Annotated in this window: 20 protein-coding genes; 14 read left to right on the top strand and 6 right to left on the bottom strand. The window is 68.0% G+C overall.

From position 1 onward, the window contains the following. Positions 1-32: 32 nt before the first annotated feature. A complete protein-coding gene (locus OG817_RS21965) occupies positions 33-920 on the top strand; it encodes a LysR substrate-binding domain-containing protein (protein WP_406057362.1) in 888 nt (295 codons plus the stop codon). 4 nt (positions 921-924) lie between these two features. Here OG817_RS21965 and OG817_RS21960 read toward each other — a convergent pair whose 3' ends face one another. Continuing rightward, positions 925-1,551 (bottom strand): dihydrofolate reductase family protein, encoded by a 627-nt coding sequence (locus OG817_RS21960; RefSeq protein WP_406057360.1) that lies wholly within the window; start codon positions 1,549-1,551, stop codon positions 925-927. Positions 1,552-1,681: 130 nt separating this feature from the next. On the opposite strand from OG817_RS21960, the gene OG817_RS21955 reads away from it, so the two are divergent. Continuing rightward, positions 1,682-2,542 carry a LysR family transcriptional regulator gene (locus tag OG817_RS21955; RefSeq protein WP_406057358.1) on the top strand — a complete coding sequence of 287 codons (861 nt, stop codon included), beginning with the start codon at positions 1,682-1,684 and terminating at the stop codon, positions 2,540-2,542. 159 nt (positions 2,543-2,701) lie between these two features. On the opposite strand, the gene OG817_RS21950 is transcribed toward OG817_RS21955, so the two are convergent. Continuing rightward, positions 2,702-3,514 carry a UbiA family prenyltransferase gene (locus OG817_RS21950; protein WP_406057356.1) on the bottom strand — a complete coding sequence of 271 codons (813 nt, stop codon included), beginning with the start codon at positions 3,512-3,514 and terminating at the stop codon, positions 2,702-2,704. A gap of 18 nt (positions 3,515-3,532) precedes the next feature. On the opposite strand from OG817_RS21950, the gene OG817_RS21945 reads away from it, so the two are divergent. The 3 genes from OG817_RS21945 to OG817_RS21935 are packed head-to-tail and all read left to right on the top strand — an operon-like array spanning position 3,533 to position 6,110. Next, entirely contained in the window at positions 3,533-4,585 is a 1,053-nt protein-coding gene (locus tag OG817_RS21945) for a type III polyketide synthase (RefSeq protein ID WP_406057354.1), read from the top strand. Further along, on the top strand, positions 4,585-5,097 hold the full coding sequence (locus OG817_RS21940) for an isoprenylcysteine carboxyl methyltransferase family protein (protein WP_406057352.1): 513 nt from the start codon (positions 4,585-4,587) through the stop codon (positions 5,095-5,097). The genes OG817_RS21945 and OG817_RS21940 overlap by 1 nt, the downstream gene beginning before the upstream one ends. Then, complete coding sequence (locus tag OG817_RS21935; RefSeq protein ID WP_406057350.1) at positions 5,094-6,110, top strand: NAD(P)/FAD-dependent oxidoreductase; 1,017 nt, start codon at positions 5,094-5,096, stop codon at positions 6,108-6,110. Before OG817_RS21940 ends, OG817_RS21935 begins: the two co-directional genes overlap by 4 nt. A gap of 248 nt (positions 6,111-6,358) precedes the next feature. Here the strand turns inward: OG817_RS21935 and OG817_RS21930 are convergent, their stop codons facing one another. Beyond that, positions 6,359-7,906, bottom strand: a complete 1,548-nt coding sequence (locus OG817_RS21930; protein WP_406057348.1) for a helix-turn-helix domain-containing protein — start codon at positions 7,904-7,906, stop codon at positions 6,359-6,361. A 90-nt stretch (positions 7,907-7,996) separates the two neighbouring features. On the opposite strand from OG817_RS21930, the gene OG817_RS21925 reads away from it, so the two are divergent. Together OG817_RS21925 and OG817_RS21920 are read left to right on the top strand one after the other, a co-directional pair. Next, on the top strand, positions 7,997-9,274 hold the full coding sequence (locus OG817_RS21925; RefSeq protein ID WP_406057346.1) for an NAD(P)/FAD-dependent oxidoreductase: 1,278 nt from the start codon (positions 7,997-7,999) through the stop codon (positions 9,272-9,274). A gap of 254 nt (positions 9,275-9,528) precedes the next feature. Then, a complete protein-coding gene (locus OG817_RS21920; protein WP_406057344.1) occupies positions 9,529-9,930 on the top strand; it encodes a VOC family protein in 402 nt (133 codons plus the stop codon). Between the two features lie 9 nt (positions 9,931-9,939). Here the strand turns inward: OG817_RS21920 and OG817_RS21915 are convergent, their stop codons facing one another. Then, positions 9,940-10,089: a hypothetical protein gene (locus tag OG817_RS21915; protein ID WP_406057342.1), complete on the bottom strand. Its 150-nt coding sequence runs from the start codon at positions 10,087-10,089 to the stop codon at positions 9,940-9,942. Positions 10,090-10,456: 367 nt separating this feature from the next. Between OG817_RS21915 and OG817_RS21910 the strand changes: the two genes are divergently transcribed. Continuing rightward, positions 10,457-11,125: a hypothetical protein gene (locus tag OG817_RS21910; protein ID WP_396397457.1), complete on the top strand. Its 669-nt coding sequence runs from the start codon at positions 10,457-10,459 to the stop codon at positions 11,123-11,125. A gap of 31 nt (positions 11,126-11,156) precedes the next feature. On the opposite strand, the gene trxA is transcribed toward OG817_RS21910, so the two are convergent. Both trxA and OG817_RS21900 read right to left on the bottom strand, forming a co-directional pair. Next, positions 11,157-11,546, bottom strand: coding sequence for a thioredoxin (gene trxA / locus OG817_RS21905; RefSeq protein WP_396397456.1), 390 nt, complete (start codon positions 11,544-11,546; stop codon positions 11,157-11,159). Between the two features lie 152 nt (positions 11,547-11,698). Further along, positions 11,699-12,574: an aldo/keto reductase gene (locus OG817_RS21900; protein ID WP_360453113.1), complete on the bottom strand. Its 876-nt coding sequence runs from the start codon at positions 12,572-12,574 to the stop codon at positions 11,699-11,701. A gap of 763 nt (positions 12,575-13,337) precedes the next feature. Between OG817_RS21900 and OG817_RS21895 the strand changes: the two genes are divergently transcribed. From OG817_RS21895 to OG817_RS21870, 6 genes are all read left to right on the top strand, one after another. Then, a complete protein-coding gene (locus tag OG817_RS21895; RefSeq protein ID WP_406057338.1) occupies positions 13,338-14,237 on the top strand; it encodes a conjugal transfer protein in 900 nt (299 codons plus the stop codon). 49 nt (positions 14,238-14,286) lie between these two features. Continuing rightward, a complete protein-coding gene (locus OG817_RS21890; protein WP_131350394.1) occupies positions 14,287-14,574 on the top strand; it encodes a hypothetical protein in 288 nt (95 codons plus the stop codon). Further along, entirely contained in the window at positions 14,575-15,138 is a 564-nt protein-coding gene (locus tag OG817_RS21885) for a hypothetical protein (RefSeq protein ID WP_406057336.1), read from the top strand. Continuing rightward, on the top strand, positions 15,135-18,440 hold the full coding sequence (locus OG817_RS21880; RefSeq protein WP_406057334.1) for an ATP-binding protein: 3,306 nt from the start codon (positions 15,135-15,137) through the stop codon (positions 18,438-18,440). Before OG817_RS21885 ends, OG817_RS21880 begins: the two co-directional genes overlap by 4 nt. A gap of 263 nt (positions 18,441-18,703) precedes the next feature. Continuing rightward, positions 18,704-20,440, top strand: a complete 1,737-nt coding sequence (locus OG817_RS21875) for a hypothetical protein (protein ID WP_406057332.1) — start codon at positions 18,704-18,706, stop codon at positions 20,438-20,440. Between the two features lie 156 nt (positions 20,441-20,596). Further along, positions 20,597-21,382 (top strand): hypothetical protein, encoded by a 786-nt coding sequence (locus OG817_RS21870; RefSeq protein WP_406057330.1) that lies wholly within the window; start codon positions 20,597-20,599, stop codon positions 21,380-21,382. The last annotated feature ends 2 nt before the right edge of the window (positions 21,383-21,384 follow it).

Raw genomic sequence — 21,384 nt, 5'->3', positions numbered from 1 at the left:
AATTACTCCTATTAGTCTTATAGCGTCACGTAATGGGAGGGATGTCGATGTACGACCCGGACCAGCTCCGCACGTTCCTGGCGGTGGCGCAGTCGCTCAGCTTCACGCAGGCCGCGGAGAGGCTGGGTATCCGGCAGCCGACGGTGAGTCAACATGTCCGCAAACTCGAGGCGGCGGTTGGGCGACCACTGTTCCTGCGCGACACGCGGACAGTCACTCTGACCGCGGACGGCGAGGCGATGGCCGGGTTCGCCCGGACCATCCTGGCCGCGCACGAGGAGGCGGCCGGGTACTTCACCGGCTCGGAGTTGCGTGGCCGGCTGCGGTTCGGGGTCACCGACGACCTGGCGCTGACCCCGCTGCCGAAGATCCTGCGTGACTTCCGCCAGCTCTACCCGCGGATCGACCTCGAGCTGACCGTGGCCCAGAGCCCCAATCTGCTCCGCCGGGTCGAGTCCGGCCACCTCGACCTGGCGTACGTCAAGCACGGCGCCGGCGGTGGCTACGAGCCGAACGGACGCCTGGTACGCCGGGATCCTCTGGTCTGGGCAGGGATCGCGGGGACGCGGATCGCGCCGGACGGCCCGGTGCCACTCGTCGCATACCAGGCGCCCAGCCTGAGCCGTTCTCTCGGTGTGCAGACGCTCGAACAGGCGGGCCGGACCTGCCGGATCACCTGCATCGTCCGCGGCGTGAACGGCGTACTCGCGGCCGTCCGGGCCGGGCTGGGGCTCGCGATCTTCGCGCGGTCGCTGATGCCGGCGGACCTGGTCGAGCCGCCGCCGAGCGCCGGGCTGCCGGAGTTGCCGTCGATCGACCTGGTCCTGATCACGAACCCGCGCGCTTCCAAGAAACCGGCCGAGGCACTCACGGCCGCGATCCTCGGAAGCAACGCACCGCTGAAGCCGGACGCCGCCTAGCGCCTCAGGCGCGGTTGAACGTCAGGTGCGTGACTCCGCTGGGCGAGGAGGTGGTCTCGATCTTGTAGTCCTTCTCGACGCCCTCCAGCCCGTCCCAGAGGCGTACGCCCCGGCCGAGCAGGACCGGCACCACCACGACGTGCATGTGGTCGATGAGCCGGGCAGCAAGGAAATCGCGGATCACGGTAGGCCCGCCGCCGATACGTACGTCCTGGTCGCCGGCAGCCTTGCGGGCAGTCTCGAGCGCCTCGGCGGGTGAGGTGTCGAGGAAGTGGAACGTCGTACCGCCCTCCATCTCGATCGACGGGCGGGTGTGATGGGTGAGGACGAAGACCGGCGTGTGGAACGGCGGGTTGGGACCCCAGGCACCCTTCCACGCCGGGTCCTCGTGCCATCCGGGGTGGCCCCACTTCCCGGCGCCCATGATCTCCGCGCCGATGCCCGGGTCGTGCCGCTGGACGAAGGCGTCGTCGACGCCCGCGCTACCGCCCGCCTCCCACCACTGGGTGGCGAACATCCATTGGTGCAGCCTGTCCCCGGCGTGACCGAAGTGCGCGTCGGGGCCTTGGTCTGCTCCGGTTCCGAAGCCGTCGAGTGAGATGGAGAAGTTGTGGACGCGGGCGAGTGACATGGCGGGTGGGTCCTTTCCGTCTCTCGGTCGAGCCTGGCCGGATCAGCTCGGTCTGTGCATCGATCATCGCGGTCCCACGTCATGACGTCGAATGCCAAAATTGCGAGCTTTTCATAGATAAACTTGATCTATGCTCAACGTCACCCACCTCAAGGTGCTGGAGGCGGTCGCCCGTCACGGATCGGTGACAGGAGCCGCGAACGAACTGCACTACTCCCAGCCGTCGGTCAGCCACCACCTGGGCCGGCTGGAAGCCGCCACCGGAGCCAAGCTCATCCAGCGAGTGGGCCGCGGGATCCGGCTCACCCCGGAAGGGGAACTTCTGGCCCAACGGGCGACAGAGATCCTGGGGCGACTGGACGCCGCGTCTGTCGAGCTGGAGGCGCGGGTCGGACTTCGGGCGGGGCGGGTACGACTGGCCGGTTTCCAAACGGTCCTCAGCACGCTGGTGCCGAGGGCAGCCACCGAACTGTCCCGAACCCACCCGGGCATCGAGCTGAATCTCGTCGACGCCCACCCGGCCGATGGGCTCGAGATGCTGCGGGGCGGGCATGTCGACGTCGCGTTGATCTTCCGGCACACCGGCACTCCGTTCGAGGAGGAAGGATTCCGGCTCACCCACCTGCTGGACGATCCCCTCTACCTCGTCAGTGACCAACCCGATCAGCGTCTCGAGGACCACCGTGACTCCGCCTGGGTCGGTGGGTGCGAGCACTGTCGAGCCGCCACGATGACGGCCTGCGAGCGCGCCGGCTTCTCACCACGCATCGCCTTCTTCTGCGACGACACCGTCGTCTCTCAGGCAGTGGTGGCCGCCGGCATGGGGGTTGCCATCCTCAACGGACTCGCACTGGAGGCACACCAGGCTCCGGGCATCCACGCCACACCGATCGCCGGCTTCGCCCGCTCGATCTACGCCGCCACGTACGGCGACCCGCCAGACCCGCCCGCCACGACCGCGCTGATCGAGATCCTGTCCTCGCTGCCTTAGTGCCCTGCGTCGGAGATCCCTTGGCGCTTGCGGCGCCCAGGCACGCACCTCGCGGCGTTGGAGAAGCATCCACGATGCTCCGCATCGAGGACGCTTCTCCGCCTTGCGATGCACGCACCTGGACACCGCAATCGCTCAAGGGATCTCCGACGCAGGACACTAGGTGAGGGCGTCGCCGCGGATGACCAGCGTGATGACGCTGACCGCGGCGACCGCGATCGTGACCAGGAACGGCGCGTTCCGCCACAACAGGATCACAGCCAGCAGTCCCGCGACCACGACCAGCGCGATCCACCCGACCACCCCGACCGGACCGGCGGGCGCGATCACGAGCAGCCCGGTCGCCACCGCGAGCGGCAGGGGCGCGAGCAGTCGCGCGTAGCGCCCGAGTCGTTGCGGCCAGCCCCTGACTCCGGTCGCCAGATCGTCCGCCATATCAGGTACGACGTTTGCCAAATGGGCACCGACGCCCAGAAGCGCGGTCGCGACAGTCGCCCACCAGGGTGCCCAGGTGCCCGCCGTGCCGAGCGTCACGAACGACGGCAGCGCGCCGAACGCGACGGCGTACGGGAGCCAGGAGATCACGGTGGACTTGAGACCGAGGTTGTACGCCCAGGCGCAGGCAACGAAGAGCAGATGCATCAGGCCGGCCGCGACCCCGTTGGCCAGCGACACCGGGATCGTGACGACCAGCGCGATGCCGGCGGCCACCTCGAGGGTCCGGCGACTCACCAGTCCGCGCACCACAGGCTTGTCCTGGCGGTTAACAATGGTGTCGCGGGCGGCATCAATCGCGTCATTGCTCCAGCCGATCGAGAGGTGGCCGGTGAGGATCGTTGCGGCGACGAGGAGACAACCGGCCGGATTCCGCCCGGCCGACCAGGCGGTGGCGGTGACGAACGCGGTGACGGCGATGGTCGGACCGGGATGGCAGGCAAGCGCCAGACCTCGCACCGTCCGCAGAACGCTCACGCACGTAACGATGCCACGATGACGCGGATCGCAGCCGTCCGGCCCGCGTTGCCGCGGTACCGCTATCCGCAGGCGGAGCTGACCGAGGCCTTCGCCTCGATCTGCCTCCCGGACGGCCGGGGTACGGCGTTGCTGCGGCGGCTGCACGCGAATGCTGGAGTGTCGTTCCGGCATCTCGCGTTGCCGCTGGAGCAGTACGGCGTACTGAAGGACTTCGGCGAGGCGAACGACGCGTGGATCGCGGCGGCCGTGGATCTTGGCGCGGAGGCGGTCGCGGGAGCAGTCAAGGACGCAGGGCTGACGTTGGACGACGTGGACGTGCTGATGTTCACGACCGTGACCGGCGTGGCGGCGCCGTCGATCGACGCGCGGGTCGCGTTGCGGCTGGGGCTGCGGGAGGACGTGAAGCGGCTGCCGCTGTTCGGGCTCGGCTGTGTGGGTGGTGCGGCCGGGATCGCCCGTTTGCATGACTATCTGAAGGCTTGGCCCACGCATGTCGCCGTACTGCTGTCAGTGGAGTTGTGTTCGCTGACGTTGCAGCGGGAGGACGCCTCGCTGCCGAACCTCGTCGGTGGGGCGCTGTTCGGGGACGGCGCGGCGGCTGTGGTGTTGACCGGGTCGGAGCATCCGGCGGCGTCCGGGCCGTCCGTGGTGGCGACGCGGAGCAGGTTGTATCCGGACTCCGAGCGAGTGATGGGCTGGGACGTCGGGGCCAGTGGGTTCCGGATCGTGCTCGGCGCGGACGTGCCTGAGGTCGTCCGGCAGTACCTCGGTGATGATGTGCGCGGCTTCCTCGGGGACCACGGGCTGACGGTGCCGGACGTCGGGACGTGGGTCAGCCACCCGGGCGGGCCGAAGGTGCTGGAGGCGGTGTCCGAGACGCTCGACCTGCGGCCGGGTGCTCTGGACCTGACCTGGAAATCGCTCGATGCGGTCGGCAACTTGTCGTCATCGTCGGTGTTGCACGTGCTCGGTGACACGCTGCGGCTGGATCCTTCTCCACAAGGCCCTGGGTTGTTGCTCGCGATGGGGCCGGGGTTCTGTTCCGAGCTCGTCCTGCTGGAGTGGTGATGTACACCTTCTACGTCGTCTTCGTGTTGCTGGTCGCCGCCGAGCGGCTGGTGGAGCTGGTCGTGTCGGTGCGGAACGCGCGCTGGAGCTTCGCGCAGGGCGGAGTGGAGTACGGGCGCGCGCACTATCCGTACATGGTCGCGCTGCACACGGCGCTGCTCGGCGGGTGCCTGGCCGAGGGAGCGCACCGGCCGTTCATCCCATGGCTGGGGTGGACGATGGTCGCGGTGGTGCTGTTGTCGCAAGGGCTGCGGTGGTGGTGCATCACGGTGCTCGGTCATCAGTGGAACACCCGGGTGATCGTCGTACCAGGGCTGCATTTGGTTGCCCGCGGCCCGTATCGGTGGATCCGGCACCCGAACTACGTGGCGGTGGTTGCCGAGGGCATCGCGCTACCGCTGGTCCACACGGCCTGGCTGACGGCGGTGGTCTTCACGGTGCTGAACATCCCGCTGCTCGCGATCCGGATCCGCTCCGAAGAGGCCGCCCTGAACTCAAACTTGGTCAAGTGATCGATCTCCTCGTCGCCGGTTGCGGTCCCGCCGGGGCGGCGACGGCGATCCGTGCCGCGCTGGCCGGTCTGTCCGTGGTCGTCGTCGAGCCACGTGCCGTACCGATCGACAAGGCGTGCGGCGAGGGGATCGCCCACAGTGCTGCTTCGTATCTGTCCCGCCTCGGAGTCGTGCTGGACGGCCGGCCGTTCTACGGCATTCGGTATCTCGACGGACAGCATCAGGTCGACGCCCGCTTCCACGCCGGCCCCGGGCTCGGAGTACGCCGTACGACGCTGCACGAGGCTCTCATGAAGCGAGTCGCCGACCTGGGCGTTCCCGTGGTCCAGACTCGCGTCGGCACCATCACCCAGAACATCACCTCGGTCACCGCCGCCGGCCACACCGCCCGCTACCTGGCCGCCGCCGACGGCCTCCACTCACCCATCCGCCGCCAACTGGACCTCGGTTCGACCTCTGTGGGAGATGTTCGCCGCGGACTGCGCAGGCACTTTCACGTCTCACCGTGGACTGATCTGGTGGAGGTGTACTGGTCGCGTCTGGGGGAGGCCTACGTGACACCGGTCGCGGCTGACTTGGTCGGCGTCGCCGTCCTCACCTCCGCCCGCGGCACCTTTGACTCTCACCTCAGCGCCTTCCCTGCCCTCCAACGACGGCTGACAGGTGCCTGCCCCGCAAACGACGTCATGGGTGCCGGCCCGCTCCGCCAAAGAGTCCGTAGCCGCGTCGCCGGTCGCGTCCTGCTCGTGGGCGACGCAGCCGGGTACGTCGACGCTCTCACCGGCGAGGGAATCGCGGTCGCCCTGCGCACCTCGGCGGAACTGGTGGACTGTGTTCTCAAGGACCGGCCCGAGGACTACGAAGCGGCCTGGCGCCGGGTCTCCTGGGAGTGCCGTCTGCTCACCGGCTCGTTGCTCTGGGCCCGGAACAGATCGTTGCTCGCTCCCCGCATCGTTCCCGCCGCGGCGCTGCTTCCCGGTGTCTACGCGCACATCGTGAACCGGTTGTCCTAGTGTCCCGAACCTCCGACTCAGGACACTAAGCAAGATGTGTGGCCCGGCGATCGCTCAGACAACCGCCGGGCCCCACGATGGCCCGAGCTTCCTGGTGAAAAGCTCGGACCCGGCCTTTCCAGCCGCCTGGTGAACGGCTGGACCGGCTGCTGAGTACGACTCAACCAGCCGGATGTTGCCCAACCATTGCCAGAATATGAAGCCTTGTTACACAGGGATGTGGCGAACCTCTCAGTGCTTTCGGGAACTCAGTGCTCGGTCCGTACGGCCGCGATCTGCAACTGCAGTGCCAGGCGTTCGCGCGGATCCGAGAGATCCAGCTCCGCGATCTCGCCGATCCGCTTCATCCGGTGCCGCAAGGTGTTCGTGTGCAGGTGCAGCTGCCGCGCCGCGCGCTGCGGCTGACCCGGGTACTCGAGCCAGGCCTGCAACGTCTCCACGAATCCGGTGCTGTGCTCGATGTCGTGCCGCAGCAGTGTGGCGAGTGGTCCGTCCAACTTGGTCGTGTCCAGCGAGGTGACGGCACGGTGAACAGTCAGCACATGCCACGCCTCTTCCACCCGCAACGCCGGTCCGGGCGCGAGTCCCCGTCGTACCAGGCCGAGCAGCTCGACCGCCTCGGCCCGTGAGCTCGGCAGGTCGGCCGGACCACGGGCTGGGCCGCCTGCTGCGGCGACAGTGCCGGGCGTGGCCTTCGCCTGATCGGTCACCAGCTTGCTCAGCCAGGTCCACGACCCCGGTCCGTCGTTGTCCGTGACGACGGCGAGCACTGTGCCGTCCAGATCGGCCAACTGCGGCTCGCTCCACCCATACCGACGACCCGTCGACTCCCACAGGTCGAGCTGCTGCGGTACGTCGTACCCGTCGGGCGACCCGAGTGCGACAACCCGCCAGGGCTGTGGTGGCAGCCGTACGTCGACCGGATTGTCGGGGGAGAACTGCCGGAGGATGGTCCGCAGCCTGTCGATGGCACTCCGTCGCGCGACATCCGCCTGAGCGCGCAGTCGCAGCAGATGCAAGGCCAGCACCGAGGCAGCGTTGCTCAGCTCGGTGGTGACCTCCTCACTCACCGGACCGTCCACCACAGCCCAGATCGACCCCAGCCACTCGCCACCGGCCCGCACGGGTACGACGAGACGCGGGCGGATGCCGTTCGGTCCGTCGGGCACCAGGAACGGTTCGCTGGAGCGCGCCAGCCGGCGGAAGATGCCTCGAGCCCGGAAGTGTGCGATCACCTCGGCCGGGACGCGGCGGCCGACGATGGTGGAGACCCGGGTGGGGTCGGTGAAGTCCTGCCCGGAGGAGTACGCCAGCACGCGCGACTGGTTGTCCTCGATGGTCACAGGCGCGTCCACGATCGCCGCAGCGGCGTCTGCCAGTGCGAAGAGCTCCTGATGTACTCCGGCGTCCCCAGCGGCGGGGGAGTCGGGCGCAGCGGCTCTGTCGATCACACCGCGTAGCAGCCACACCACGTGCGCCCAGGTCACGCTCGGCTGCAGTGCGACGAGCGTGAGCTGCCACCGCTCGGCAGCCGCGACCACGGCGGGTTGGTGAGCGAGCGTCGTACGCACGACGATGCCAGAGGCGTTACCGGCCGCGCACCGCTCGATCAGCTCGACGGCGTCCTCTGCGTCACGCAGGCCGAGGCCCAGCACCAGGTCACCGGGCTGACCGGTCGCCGGCTCCTGCGGATCGGCCAGGAAGACATCCCGGACCTCTCCGTCACCCTTGCCGGTGACCACCACCTCGAACAGGGCTGGTCCGACGGCGACGACGAGGTCAGGCGCGGTGATCATGAGGTTATTGTGCTCTGCGCACAGTCATTTGTCCCGTCTGTGGTGTGATCGCACCATGACAGCGGAGGGTTGACGACGCACCATCGATACATGGTCGCTGCTGGTTCTGCTGCTGGTGTCATTCACACCGTTCCCGATCGCGTCGCTGTCGTCGGCGCGGGCATGGTCGGACTCGCCACCGCCTGGTTCCTCCAGGAAGCCGGCGTCGAGGTCACCGTGCTCGATCGCGAGGGCGTCGCCGCGGGTGCCTCCTGGGGCAACGCCGGCTGGCTCACGCCCGGCCTGGCCACCCCGTTGCCGGAGCCGGCTGTCCTCAAGTACGGCGTCCGCGCGGTGCTGAGCCCGTCCTCACCGGTGTACGTACCGCCGACGGCGAGCCCGCGGCTCCTCAGTTTCCTCACCCGCTTCGCTCGCAACAGCACCGCCGGACGCTGGAAGACCGCGATGGAGTCGCTGGTCCCGATCAATCGGCAGGCCCTGAACGCCTTCGACCTGCTCGGCAAGGCCGGCGTCGAGGCGGAGACGTACGAGGCCAAGTCGTTCCTGGCCGCATACCGGACCGAGGCCGAGCGCAGCGTGCTGCTCGAGGAGATCGAGCAGATCCACTCCGCCGGTCAGGGCATCGAGTTCGAGGCGATCACCGGTGACGACGCCCGCGAGATCGAGCCGTCGCTGTCCGACGAGATCGGCGCCGCGATCCGGCTGCACGGGCAGCGCTTCATCAACCCGGGCGAGTACGTCCAGCTACTGGCCGACTCGGTGACCGCGCGCGGCGGCCAGATCATCAGCGGCGTCGTGGTGAAGGACATCGTGGACGAGATCCGCGGCGTACGGCTCATCACCGGCGACGGCGAGACCGACCCGTTCGACGCCGTGGTGATGGCGACCGGCGCGTGGCTGAACGACCTGGCCCGGGACTTCGGCGTACGCACCGTCGTGCAGGCGGGGCGTGGCTACAGCTTCAGCGTGCCGATCGCCCACGTGCCGGCCGGCCCGATGTACTTCCCGGCGCAGCGCATCGCCTGTACGCCGCTGGGCGACCGGCTGCGCGTGGCCGGGATGATGGAGTTCCGCAAGCCGGAGGCGAAGCTCGACCCGCGCCGGATCGACGCCATCGTCGAGGCGGCCCGTCCGCTGCTGCGCGACGCCGACCTGGATGCCCGCACCTTCGAGTGGGTCGGCCCGCGCCCCTGCACGCCGGATGGCCTGCCGCTGATCGGTGCGACCGCGTCACCGCGCGTCTTCGCCGCCGGCGGACACGGCATGTGGGGCATCACGCTCGGTCCGATCACCGGTCAGCTGCTGGCCGAGACCATCACCACCGGCCGCACCCCGGACGAACTGCGTCCGTTCAACCCGCTCCGCTGAGGAGCGACGTCGCGAGAGGGCGATCACCGGTTCTCGGCATCGCCCGCCCCGGCTGACCGACACCTCGGGCGCCAGGTGACCCTCCCGGACGGCAGACCACCCCGTCCACGAGCTCCACTGCCGGTCACCTCCGCCGGCCCCGGTCAGCCCCAAGAGCGGGCCCTGGCTGAGATTCCCCTGCCCAGGGCCCGCTCTTCGTTTTCTGTCGGTCCTGCGTGTCAAGGTGTTCTCCTCGACGACGAGGAGGGCCTCTCATGGTGCTGCGGTGGTACACGGTGGTGGTCGATTGTCACGACGTACGCAAGCAGGCCGCCTGGTGGGCGGAGGCGCTCGCCTGGAAGACGATCTACGAGACCGACACCGAGTGCGTGAACATCCCCGGCTGGGTGGACGAGGACGCCATGAGCAACACCCCGTGGGAGCGGATCGGGCCGGGCATGGTGTTCGTCCCCGTGCCGGAGGGCAAGACGGTGAAGAATCGCCTGCACCTCGACCTCGCGCCTCACACGAGCCAGGACCGCGACGCCGAGATCGCCCGCCTGGAAGCCCTTGGCGCCAGTCGCGTCGACGTCGGCCAGCCCGATGAGCCCAGCTGGACAGTCCTCGCCGATCCTGAAGGCAACGAGTTCTGCGTCCTCAGCTCCCGCGACTTCTGAGCCCCGCGGCTAGTGGACTCGGCTGCGTACTCCGGAGCCCAGGAGTGCGCCGAGGCCGATCGCTCCGATGCCACCGATCAGAAGTCTCGGCCCCCACCAGTAGCCCAGCACCAGGGCCACCGCCGCGAGCGCACCGAGAGCAACCGCCAAACCACGCATGGCTGGATTCTCGCGGCCGAGCGGACCCCCGACCGGCCGTTGCAGCAACCTGCCTCCAGATGGTTGCCGAACGGCCGCCCACGGAGCACCATCGGCTGAACGCACGACGAGGTGAGAGGCAGCCCGGATGTCCGACGATCGCCCTGCAAGTCCGGACCGCGGTTCGACGAGCGGCTCGTGGCAGTACACCCAGGAGCCTGTCCCACCCGGAGGCGGCAGCGACCTCCACACGTTCGAACTCAACCAACCCACCACCCCTCAGCATGCAGCGCCGAACCCGGGGCCCGGCCCCAGGGGTGGTGCAGATCCCCGGAGGCAGTCGTTTACGCAGTCTTCGACCGACTCGACCCTGAGGCGGCTGGCGGTCGTGGCCCGGATCCTCTGGCTCTCGGCAGGTGGTGCGTTGTGTGTCGCCGCGATCGTCGGACTCTTCGTCGGCGTAGGCGAAGCCGAGTTGCTGATCGTGCTCGCGGGTGGGGTCGTGCTCGCGATCATGCCGGCGGTCGTTGATCGCATCCGCTCGATGAAGGCGGGCCACTTCGAGATCCAGCTGATCGAGCAGATCGCCGACAACGCGCGCAAGAGTGCGGAGATGCTGCGACGACTCGGAATGGAGCACGAGCTCGACGCCTACGCGACGATCTACACCGAGATGCGTGGCGCTGAACTGACCGAGGTCCGGGGCGCGATGCTCGACCGGATCGTGCAGCGGGTGTCGAACGCGTCCGCGGTCGAGAAATTCGACCGGGGCGAGGTGAAGGACATGTTCACGCTGGGCTCGCCGATCGTCCGCGTGCTGGCCCTCGGGCTCATGGAAGGCGATCTGTCACTGATCGACAGCGAGGTACTGGTCGAGGCCCTCAAACGACCGCTGACCGGGAACGAGCACTACCACGCGCTGAAGCTGGTGCTGGGCGGTTGGGGCCATTTCTCGGCCGCAGAGCGCGCCAAGCTGAAGGACGCGATCGACTCCAACCAGCAGATCCAGTACGGGCCGGGACGGCGCGAGCTGGCAGAAAGAATCCGGAAGCTCTGAGCGAGCTCCCGGATTCTTTGAACTGTTTGAATCAGTGCGTGTGCGGTTCCGTGCCGTGCTCCGCCTCGTGGGCAGCGATCTGGGCCCGGACCTCTTCCATGTCGACCGCACGCAGCTGGCCGATCAGGTCTTCCAGGTTGGCGGCCGGAAGCGCGCCGGGCTGGGAGTACAGGACGACGCCGTCGCGCACGGCCATCAGGGTCGGGATCGACCTGATGTCGAACGCTTGAGCCAGCTCGACCTGCGCTTCCGTGTCGACCTTGCCGAACGTGACGTCCGTGTGCTGCTCGGACGACTTCTCGAACACGGGACCGAACATCTTGCACGGGCCACACCACTCTGCCCAGAAATCAACCAGGATCAGGCCGTCGCTACCGACCACCTCGTTGAAGTTGTCCTGGGTCAGCTCGACCGTTGCCACTACGACCTCCGAAATTAGACGACTACGAGTCCTTCAACACCGCCCCGCCTCGCAGTGTTCCCGGGCAGTACGGCATACCAGATGAGTGACCTCGTACGCCGTACGGATTGCCCGCTATGCGGATGCCGGACTGTGACCTGGGACACGCCGAATCAGATCGGAATGTCCACGAAGGGTGACGCGTAGTCCTTGACCTCGTCCAGGATCGACGCGGCGGCCTCCGGTGTGAGGTCGGCCCGCTCCCGCTCAGCGACGACCATCTGCTGCAGCAGCCGGGTCTCGCCGGCCGTGGCCAGGCCGGTGATCTCCGGGTGGCCGTTCAGCAGCCAGGCGGTCGCAGCCGTGATGTAGCGCTGCTCGTCGAACGGCCGGTACCAGGTGTCGTACGACTTCTCCTCGCCCTCACGCCAGTTGCGCCGGGCAATCATCTTGATCGTCATCAGCGCCGCGTCGGAGGCCTTGATCGCCTCCACCAGCGCCGCATAGTCGGCCGCGTACTGCGGGTCCGTCGAGAGGCGATAGTTGAGAGGTGTGAGAACGCTGTCGAAGTCGAACCGGCGCAGGCCCTCGGTGTGCACCGACGGCGCCTGGGCGGTGTGGCCGGTGATGCCGATGGCCCGGACCATGCCCTCGTCCTTGGCGCGGATCGCAGCCTCCAGCGAGCCACCCTTGCCGGTGACGAGATCGAGGTTCTCCAGATCGCAGACGGCGTGCATCTGGATCAGATCGACATGGTCGGTCTGCAGTCGCTCCAGCGACCGGTTGATCTCGCTCCAGGCCTCCTCGAAGGTCCGGCGGCCGGTCTTGGTGGCGAGGAAGATGCGGTCGCGGATCTCCGGCATCCGCGGGCCGAGCCGCAGCTCGGCGTCGCCGTAGTCCGCGGCGACGTCGAAGTGGTTGAGGCCGGCGTCCAGGGCCTCCTGGATCGAGGCGTCGGCCCGATCCTGGTCGACCCCGCCGAGCGAGGCCGCGCCGTAGATGAGCACCGAGCTCTCGTGCCCGAGTCTGCCCAGTCGGCGTGTTTCCATCCTGGTCCTCCAGGGGTAGCAGGGATACATCGGACCCTATGCCCGGAGTATGCCGTTTTGACCCCTCGCCACGGGAGAGTTTTCCACAGGCTGGACCCACTGATCAGTTACTATCTGTGATCACTTGTCCTGTTCTTTACCATGTTGTTCGCACGGATCTTCGAACCTGTCCGCGGCGTGTGGCATGGTGTGCGCTGCCCGATCGACCGGAACGGGCATGAGAGAGGAGCTATGACGACGGTGCCGAAGGTGTCACTCTTTTCCGATGAGTGTGACACTGCCCGCGAGTTGGGTAACAGTATGACTGCGGGGAGCGATGGAGCATCCGGATCCTGGTCTCAGGTCTCCCGGACGACAGTCGCTTGCCGTATTCTCCCGGCTACTGTCCGCGTAACTGCTGTCTGAGGGGCGGGTAGCGATGAGTTGGTGGCGAACGTTGCTGAATCTGCCGCCAAGAGGTGAGCATTGGTCGGACCAGCGGCGTACGAAGAAGCCGGGCAAGGGACGGCCGCAGAACACCGCACCGGAGTGGTGGGACCACCCGGATGGTCCGGTGTCACCCACCCCTCGCCAGGCACAGGGCGTAGCGGCGCAATACTCGACTCCGCAGCAGGCTCCGCCGCCGGCCGGCGGCGTGATGGCACCACCGCGTCGTCCCTCCTCTCGTCCGTCTGAGCCTTCGCAATCGGGACAGCGCCCACCCGAACGTTTGAAACAGCGATCGTCTCATGGTGCGCATACCCCACCGGTCCCGGGCCGTGAGGTGTACGAGCCCGGCCAGGCGCCATGGTCGACCGAGTCCGAGTCGTCGTTCTCCACGTGGGCCCGCCGGTTCTTCCGCGGCCTGGTGGTCGTCGTACTGCTGCTGGCTGCCATCAGTGGCGTTCGTTCGTGGATCAGTCCGAACCGGGCGCCCGAGACGGTGGTCAGCGGGCAGAGCAACTTCCCGTCCGACGAGGCCCGCGCGGTCGCGACTCGCTACGCCGTGTCATACCTGAACTGGGACGAGGAGGAACCGGATGCCCGGCCGGCCCAGATCGGGCTCGACCTGGCCGCCGGTCTGGACAGTCGCGCCGGCTGGAACGGCCGCGGCAAGCAGACCGCGGACCGTGCGTACCCGGGCGAGGTCACGGTCGACTCCGGTGGCGTTACCGCAGTGGTCGACGTACGAGTGGAAGTTCGTCCGTATGTGAAGAAGGGGAAGGTGTGGACCGCGGGGGCGGCCACGTGGGAGCGGCTGTCCGTTCCGGTTGCCCGGACCACATCGCGAGTGGTGGCCAGTGGGCCGCCGACGTTCGTGCCGGATGTGCGCGTGCCGCTGCCGGACAACATGCCCGAGGCCAGCGCTCCGGACGACGACCTGACCGCGGCCACGCTGAAGGATGCCGAGGCCTTCTTCGGCGCGTACGCGGAGTCGGACAACAAGGTGTCGGCGGTGACCGCGCCAGGCTCCACCATCCGTAGCCTGAACGGCGCAGTGAAGTTCGGTGAGCTGAAGGATTGGCAGGTCTATACCGGCAACGACGACGAGCGGCGGGCGACCGCTGCCGTCACCTGGGACGGGGCGGGTGACACCACCCTCGACCAGACGTACACGCTCACGTTGAGGCGTACTGTCGCCACGGACGGAGCACAACGATGGCAAGTGGCTGCCGTCGGATGAATCCAGCGACAGGCCATCGGATCACCAAGGCAACAAGGGAGACACCGCAATGACGACTCACGAACTGGCCGCGAGCGTGGTGCAGCTCGCCGCGCCCCTGGCCGATCCCAATGTCCCCACGGGTGCGGACTTCAAGGACTGGGTGCTGGTCATCGCGGGGAACATCTTCATCGCCATCCTCGTGCTGCGGGCCATCGGGCACTACTTCAAGCGCGAGTGGGGCGAGCTGTTCGGGCACATTGCGGCCGGGGTCCTGGTCGGCGGGCTGATCTACGCCAACAACCAGACCATCAATGTGCTGAAGGGCTTTTGGGGATTGCTGTCCGGAGGTAGCTGAATGCGCGTCGGCCGTACCCTGACCCACCACTTCGAGATCGAGACCCGGCAGTACGACCTGCTCGGTATCGACCTGGGAGAAGGCGCCCGGCGACGAATGATCATCTTCGGAGCGGTCATCATCGTTCTCTGGGTCGCACTGCTCATCCCGTTCATCGGGGTGCCGAAGAAGCCCACCGTCAGCCTGTACGTCGTTCCGCCGTTCGTGATCACCGCCTTCGGCTGGCGCCCCGGTAAGTTCCACGAACGCCGCCGCCGCGTGACCGAGTGGGCGCTGGCCGTCCGCTACGCGTTGCGCGCCCACCGCCCGATCATCGGTCTCGGCGCCCGGGCCGCCGACAAGACGGAGTACTTGCCATGGCGTGAGCGCGTCGCGACCCAGAAGGTGGCCAACCTGGCGAAGGCCAGAGTGACGCCGGAGTGGGACCGCGAGGTCGTGGTGGAGCTGGACCCGATGGTCCGCGCGGGTGCGGACATCACTGTGAACCAGCGTGCCCGATTGCTCGGGGCGGACCACGTGCAACGGGTCAGTCGCAGGAACTCGTCAGGGAAGGCCCAACGATGAAGATCGCTGACAAACTCCTGAACCTGGTCGGCGTCGGCCGCGAGCGTGGTCTACCGCCGCCTCGCCTGGTGGCCATCGCCGACGGTCTACTGGTGACCGAGCGCAGTGCGGAGGCGTGGTTCCTGATCTCGGTGGCGAACACCGACCTGGCCACCGAGGCAGAGCAGGACGCCGCCTTGGACGCTGCGGTCAGCGCCGCCGCAACCATCCTGGGTGACCGGCTCAGCCACCTGAAGGTGGTCTGGGGCCGCTCCACGGGCCAGGACTACATCGACTCCATGGCCGGCCACTACCGGCTCGGCGACCACGAGGCCTGGGCGCAGACGCGCGCCGACCGCATCGACGAGATGCGGATGCCTGAGCGGTACGTCGCTCTCGGCGTCCACCTCAGCGACCGCGACCCGCGGGCAACCGCTCAGGTGCGCGGTTCGATCAGCGACGCCCTCGGTACGACGTCGTGGCGGGTCAGCGCCCGTGAGCTCGCGCACCTGGACGATCGGGTCCGCAAGCTCGCCCGGCAGCTCGGTTCCACCGTCTGGCGGGCGCACACCGCGCCGGCCGAGGTGATCTCCTGGCTGGTCAGCCGCGAGATGCACCGCGGAGCCGTCGCCGCGCCCCGCCGCGGTCTGATCACCGGTGCCGCGCTTGCCCGGCTCACCTCCGGCCGAGTCGTGCCGTACACCGATCACCTGCGCATCTACGACACCCGCGGCCAGATCGCGGCGTACACGACCGTGCTGGCGATGACGGACTTCCCCGAAGAGCTCGAGACGCCGGGTGCGGGGGAGTGGCTGCGCACGCTGTCCGAGATCAAGGCGATCGACGACGACGGCGACGAGATCGACGTCACCGTCGAGGCGTCCGTCCGGTTCCGGGTGCTGACCAAGAAGACCGCGCGGAGCCTGGTCGACGAGACGCGCAAGAGCGCCAAGGAACAGCGCCGGTCCGCCGCGAAGGGCACTGCGGAGGAGACCGCGGACGAGATCGTCGAGACCGAACGCATCATGCGGGAGGTGAAGCGAGACATCAACCGCAGTGGCCTGACCCTGGTCGAGGACCACCCTCGCCTGCTGGTCAGCGCGGACACCCGCGAGGACCTCGAGGCGTACGTCGACGCCGTCATCGCGCACTACGCCGACCGCGGTATCACCGTGGCCCCGGGCGCGGACGAGCAGCGCGACCTGTGGCTGGAATCCTTGCCAGGCGACCAGTTGCGCGTCCCCGACCTCGGACATGTGCGTGAATCGACCGCCTTCTTCGGCTCCTGGTTCTGGGGCGGTGCGTCGATCGGTGACGCCACTGGTCCTGCCATCGGCTATCTGACCGGGTCGACGCCCGGTCTGGTGCGTTTCGACGCGGCCGCGGGTTCTGCTCTCGGTGACGCGACGACGACGCTGTTCCTGGGCCGGTCCGGTCGAGGCAAGACCACCGCCGCCATGATGGGTGGTCTCGACTCAGCCTTCGCCGGTGCCTGGGTGCCACTGCTCGACCTGAAGGGCGACGCGGCCGGCGTGTCCGCAGTCGCCGCGGAGTACGGCGTACCGACGGCTGTCATCGAGATCACGGCACAGTTCTCCGGTGCTGCGGACCTGCTGCGCGTGCTGCCCGTCGACGACGCATTGCTGCAGGCTCCGTCTCAGCTGATGTTGTTGCTGCCGCCGCATCTGCGTGGTGCGGCCGAGGCTCCGGTCGTTGCTGCGACCCGTGCGGAGATCCAGTCGCCCGATCCCTCGTCATGGGGTGTCATCCAGCGCCTGTGCAACTCCGACTCGGAGACGACCCGGACCGTTGGCTTTGCGTTGCGTGACTTGGTGGAGACCGGCCTTGGTTCGGTCGTCGCCGGTCCGCCGTCCGGTCTGTCCTCGCTGACGACGAACCCTGGTCTCTGGGTCGTTCAGATGCCCGGCCTCACGCTGCCCTCACCCGAGTCGGCGCCGGAATCCTGGTCCCCGATCGAACGTGTCGGTATGGCGTGTCTGCGCGGCTGCCTGGCGTGGATGGTCCGGACGACCGGCCGTCGCGAGTTCCGTGGCCGGTCCAAGGTCGTCATCGTGCCTGAGGTCCACCTGCTGACGAAGACCCCTGACGGCGCGTCGTTCCTGGACTACATCGCCCGTGTCGGCCGTGCGCTCGGCGCGTCCCTGGTGCTGGACACCCAGGACCCCGCGTCGATCCTGAAGCTCCCGGGTCTGGTCGAGCAGATCACCACGCTGTTCGCCTTCAGCCTGCGTTCCCGCGAGCAGGTCGACTCGCTACTCGAGCTACTCGGTCGCCCGCAGACACCGCCGTACCAGACGCTCGTCCGCGGCATCAACACCGCCGCCAACGGCAAGAGCATCCGCCACGGCCACTGCATCATGCGCGACCGCTGGGACGAGGTAGCCACCGTCCAGATCGACATCCCCAGCGAACGCGTGGCCGCCCTCCTCCGCACCACCCCCGAGTCCGAACACGACGTCCAGCCGGCCCAGCCCGTCATCGTGGCGTACGAGCCCGAAGACCCCTTCGCCGAAGACGAAGAAGAGACCTTCGAACCAGCCGCCACCGCGACAGCCCAAGCCGACGCCCACACCCACCTCGCCGACGAGCCGGCTGCCCCCACCGAGCCGCGCCCGGCCCAACAGCCGGCCCCGGCCTACTCTCCCAACGGCTCACCGGACCCGGCCTACACACCCGCGGCCCACACCCACAACGGCTCAGCCCACCCTGCAACGCCCCCCGGGCACGCACCAAACGGCTCGGCCGCCCCTGAGTACACACAAAACGGCTCGGCCGCCCCTGAGTACACACAAAACGGCCCCGCCGGCCCTGAGCACGCACCAAACGGCTCAGTCGACTCCGCATACGCACAAAACGGCTCCGCCGGCCCTGAGTACGCACAAAACGGCTCCGCCGGCCCTGAGTACGCACAAAACGGCTCCGCCGGCCCCGAGTACGCCCAAAACGGCTCGGCCGATGCGGCGCCCGCAGCAGAGGCTGCCCCCACGTCGGCATCAACCGAGCCCAACTCAGCCGGCCACCCAATCCTCCCGATGGCGCCAGCCGAGCCCCAACCCACCTCAGCCGACCCATCCACCGCCCCCCAGCCAGTAGCCCAGCAAAACGGCCACCCGCCCACCTCCAACGGCCACGACCACCACCACCCCACTCGCTACGAATCCCCCATCGGCCCCGACGAGGTCTACGACCAAGAGGCAGACGAAGCCGCCTACAACGAGGCCATGTACCAACCCGCCCCCAACGGCACCTCCGACAACGACCCCCAGCGATCCCCCTCCGGCAACAAGGAGCACGTCGCATGAGATGGCAGCGCCGAGCCCGCACGGCGCTAACCGTCCTCGCCATCTCACTGATCGTCACCAGCCAGGTCGCGCTGGCAGCTGATCCCAAGCCGGGCCCCACTAACCCCGCAGGATTCGGTGACCTGCTCCCGACGCCTGACCTGACGCACGGCGACACGAGGACGCTGTTCGAGCAGTACGGTCCGATGACGTACGGACTGGACTTCGAGACCAGCATCCGCGACCCTCTGCAGGCGGTCTTCAACGGCTACGCGTACATGGTGATGATGTACATCATCGCCATCACCCGTGCGGCGATCTCGGTCGGCTGGTGGCTGTTCTCGTTCACCGATGTCAAGCCGCTGACCGACGCCACCGCGACGACGATCGGGGCCTCGAGCAATCAACTCGTCGGTTGGTTGCTTCCTTCGGCGCTCGCCTTCGGTGCCGTCGCGGCTTATACGCAACGCAGGGCGAGCGGCAGCGCGATGGGCCAGCTGGTCTGGGTGCTGGTCGCCGGCGTGCTGAGCGTCAGTTTCGCGGTGGCCCCGGCGATGTGGCTGCGCGGAATCGACGGAGCCCGCCAACTGGGCGCGGCAACCATCATGACGACCTCTGCCGACGCGATGGGGCCGACGATGCAGAGCCCGATACCTTGGCCCGAGCCCGGCTTCACCGGGCCTCCGAAAGACACCCTGCTGAGAAAGTCCGCAGACGCCACGTGGCGCGGTTTTGCCGTGACACCGTGGTGCATTGCGGAATTCGGGTCGGTGGAGGCCTGCGGCCGGTACGGGAAAGGCATGCTCGACGCGGGCACGGATGGGGACGCGCGCTCGAAGTACATCGATTCCGTCATCAAGCCGGCCGAAGGCGGCGATGACGCCGCGACGGTGAAATGGGTCAAGGGCGAGAACCCGTTCGGGCGAATTTCGGTGGTCATGCTCGCCGCGATTGCGGCGACGTTGTTCGCATTCCTGACCATCTCGTTGGCATTCACGGCGTTGATGGCGTTCATCGGGTGTTTGCTGTTGCTGGTCGTCGGGGTCTTCTTCGCGTGCCTGTGGATCATTCCCGGCAAGCCCAGGCAGTGGGGCTTGAACTGGTTCGAGGCCCTGATAGGTCTGGTGATCCAGTCGTTCCTCGCGATGCTGGTGTTCGGGACGACCTTGACCTTGGTCACCGTGATCTTCAGCCTGACCGGTGTGCTCGGGTGGCTGCCGGTCACCGGACTGGCCATTGCGGTCTTGATCGCCGCGTTCAGGTTGCGCCGACTGCTCGACAACCTCACGTCGCTGATGCGGCCGGGATCCGGGAGCATCCTCCTCGGCGGTCTCGCCCGTAAGGGTGCCCTCGGGGCGTTCAGGCGACTAGCAGGTGCGGTGGGCGGCCGTGGGGCAGCCCCGGCGATGACAGAGCGGCGAGAACGCAACGGAGACACCGGGGCAACCGGCCCGCAGAAAGTTTCCTCGGTGCGGGTCTACCGGCAGGCGCCCGCCTTGAATGCTCTGCCGCGTGGAGGCGCGAGCGGCTCGCCGTACGAGTTGACTCAAGGTTCTGACCGGCGGCGGACCGACGCAGCAGCAGGTCCGACCGGACCTGCTGGTGGACAGGGCGCGGCCGGTGCCGGCGGACGGCTTGCTGCCGCGGCACATCCAACACGAAGCACCTCTGCACTCAATCTCGCCCGCTCCCGCGGTCAGGGCAAGGATGCCGACAAGCGCCGCACCATCACGGTGACCGCCGCGGGAGTCGCGGCCACGGGCAGTTCATCGACCAGTCGCGCATCGAGGCGCGCGGTGTCGGACGCGCCGAAGGGGCGGCATTCTCGGCAGACAGCGATGCCTGCGAACGAGCTCAGGCATCAGCAGCCCCGTGTCCACACGCATTCTGCGAGTCTGCGGGAGGGACCACCCAAGGGGCAGCGATCGCGGCGCAAACCACCGACCTCTCAACAGCGGAGATTCCGGGAGTACTCCACTGTCACGAAGGACGGCGTGACAATGCACGTGCCGCGCAGGTGATGCTTGATGGCTCGGAGATCACGATCGCCTCACGCCCGCCGCGAAGGTAGCGGCCGGCCACGTCACAATGCCCCGGACCCGAGTCCGCCGGATGACATTGACGGCGGGCACCCGTCAGATCGGCGGCCGGATGCGCCCGACGGCTGGCGCTCGCTGATGAGCACGGATTACGACTATCCGGAGGAGATGGACGAGCTCAGCGGTCGCGAGCGTCGTCGTGCGAAGAAGAGCTGGCGGCGCGACGATCATGCGCAGCGTATGGCGTGGCTGCGCAGCCAACGACAGGCCGAGCCAACCAGCCCGGCGGTCATCGTCGTCCTGGTCGTCATCCTGGCCATCGTGATTCTCGGTCTGGGCGGTGGTCTGCCGCGCCTCTTCGGCGACAAGGACACGGATGGAGGATCTCCGGTTGGGCTCCTGACACCGGGAAGCACGGTCGTCCTGCCGACGGCTCCGTCCAACAATCAGTCGAGCCAAGCTGCACCGACCGCGACGACATCGGCCCTGACGACCCCGCCACCTGAGACCCGGCGCCCATCTGCGAATGCGACAGCCTTGGCCACCGGTGTAGTTGGCGCCTGGGCTCGGGTGTTCTACACCCGCGACCCGAGCACCGAGGACTATGCCGCGCTGGTCGGCAAGGCCTCGAAGTACATGACCGAGGAAGTGGCCGCGAGCTTCACGTCGGCGGGCGATCCCACCTACGACGCCCTGAAGGCGGACGGTGGAAAGTCGACGGTCGTCTCTGCTCCGGTGAGTGCGCCGGCGGCCAACGCGGAGGCGCCGGTCGACACACCGGATCGCATCACGCGCTTCGTGAAGGTCACGATCAATGTCACGGGCAAGCATGCTCAGCGCATCGACGTACCCCTGCTCGTCACGCTCGCGAACCAGAACGGCCAGTGGGTCATCAGTGACGTGTCTGGCGGTACGGGGCCATGACG

This window comes from Kribbella sp. NBC_00889 (assembly GCF_045207705.1).
In the GTDB taxonomy this organism is placed as follows: domain Bacteria; phylum Actinomycetota; class Actinomycetes; order Propionibacteriales; family Kribbellaceae; genus Kribbella.
This window is presented reverse-complemented; position numbering and strand designations above follow the sequence as displayed.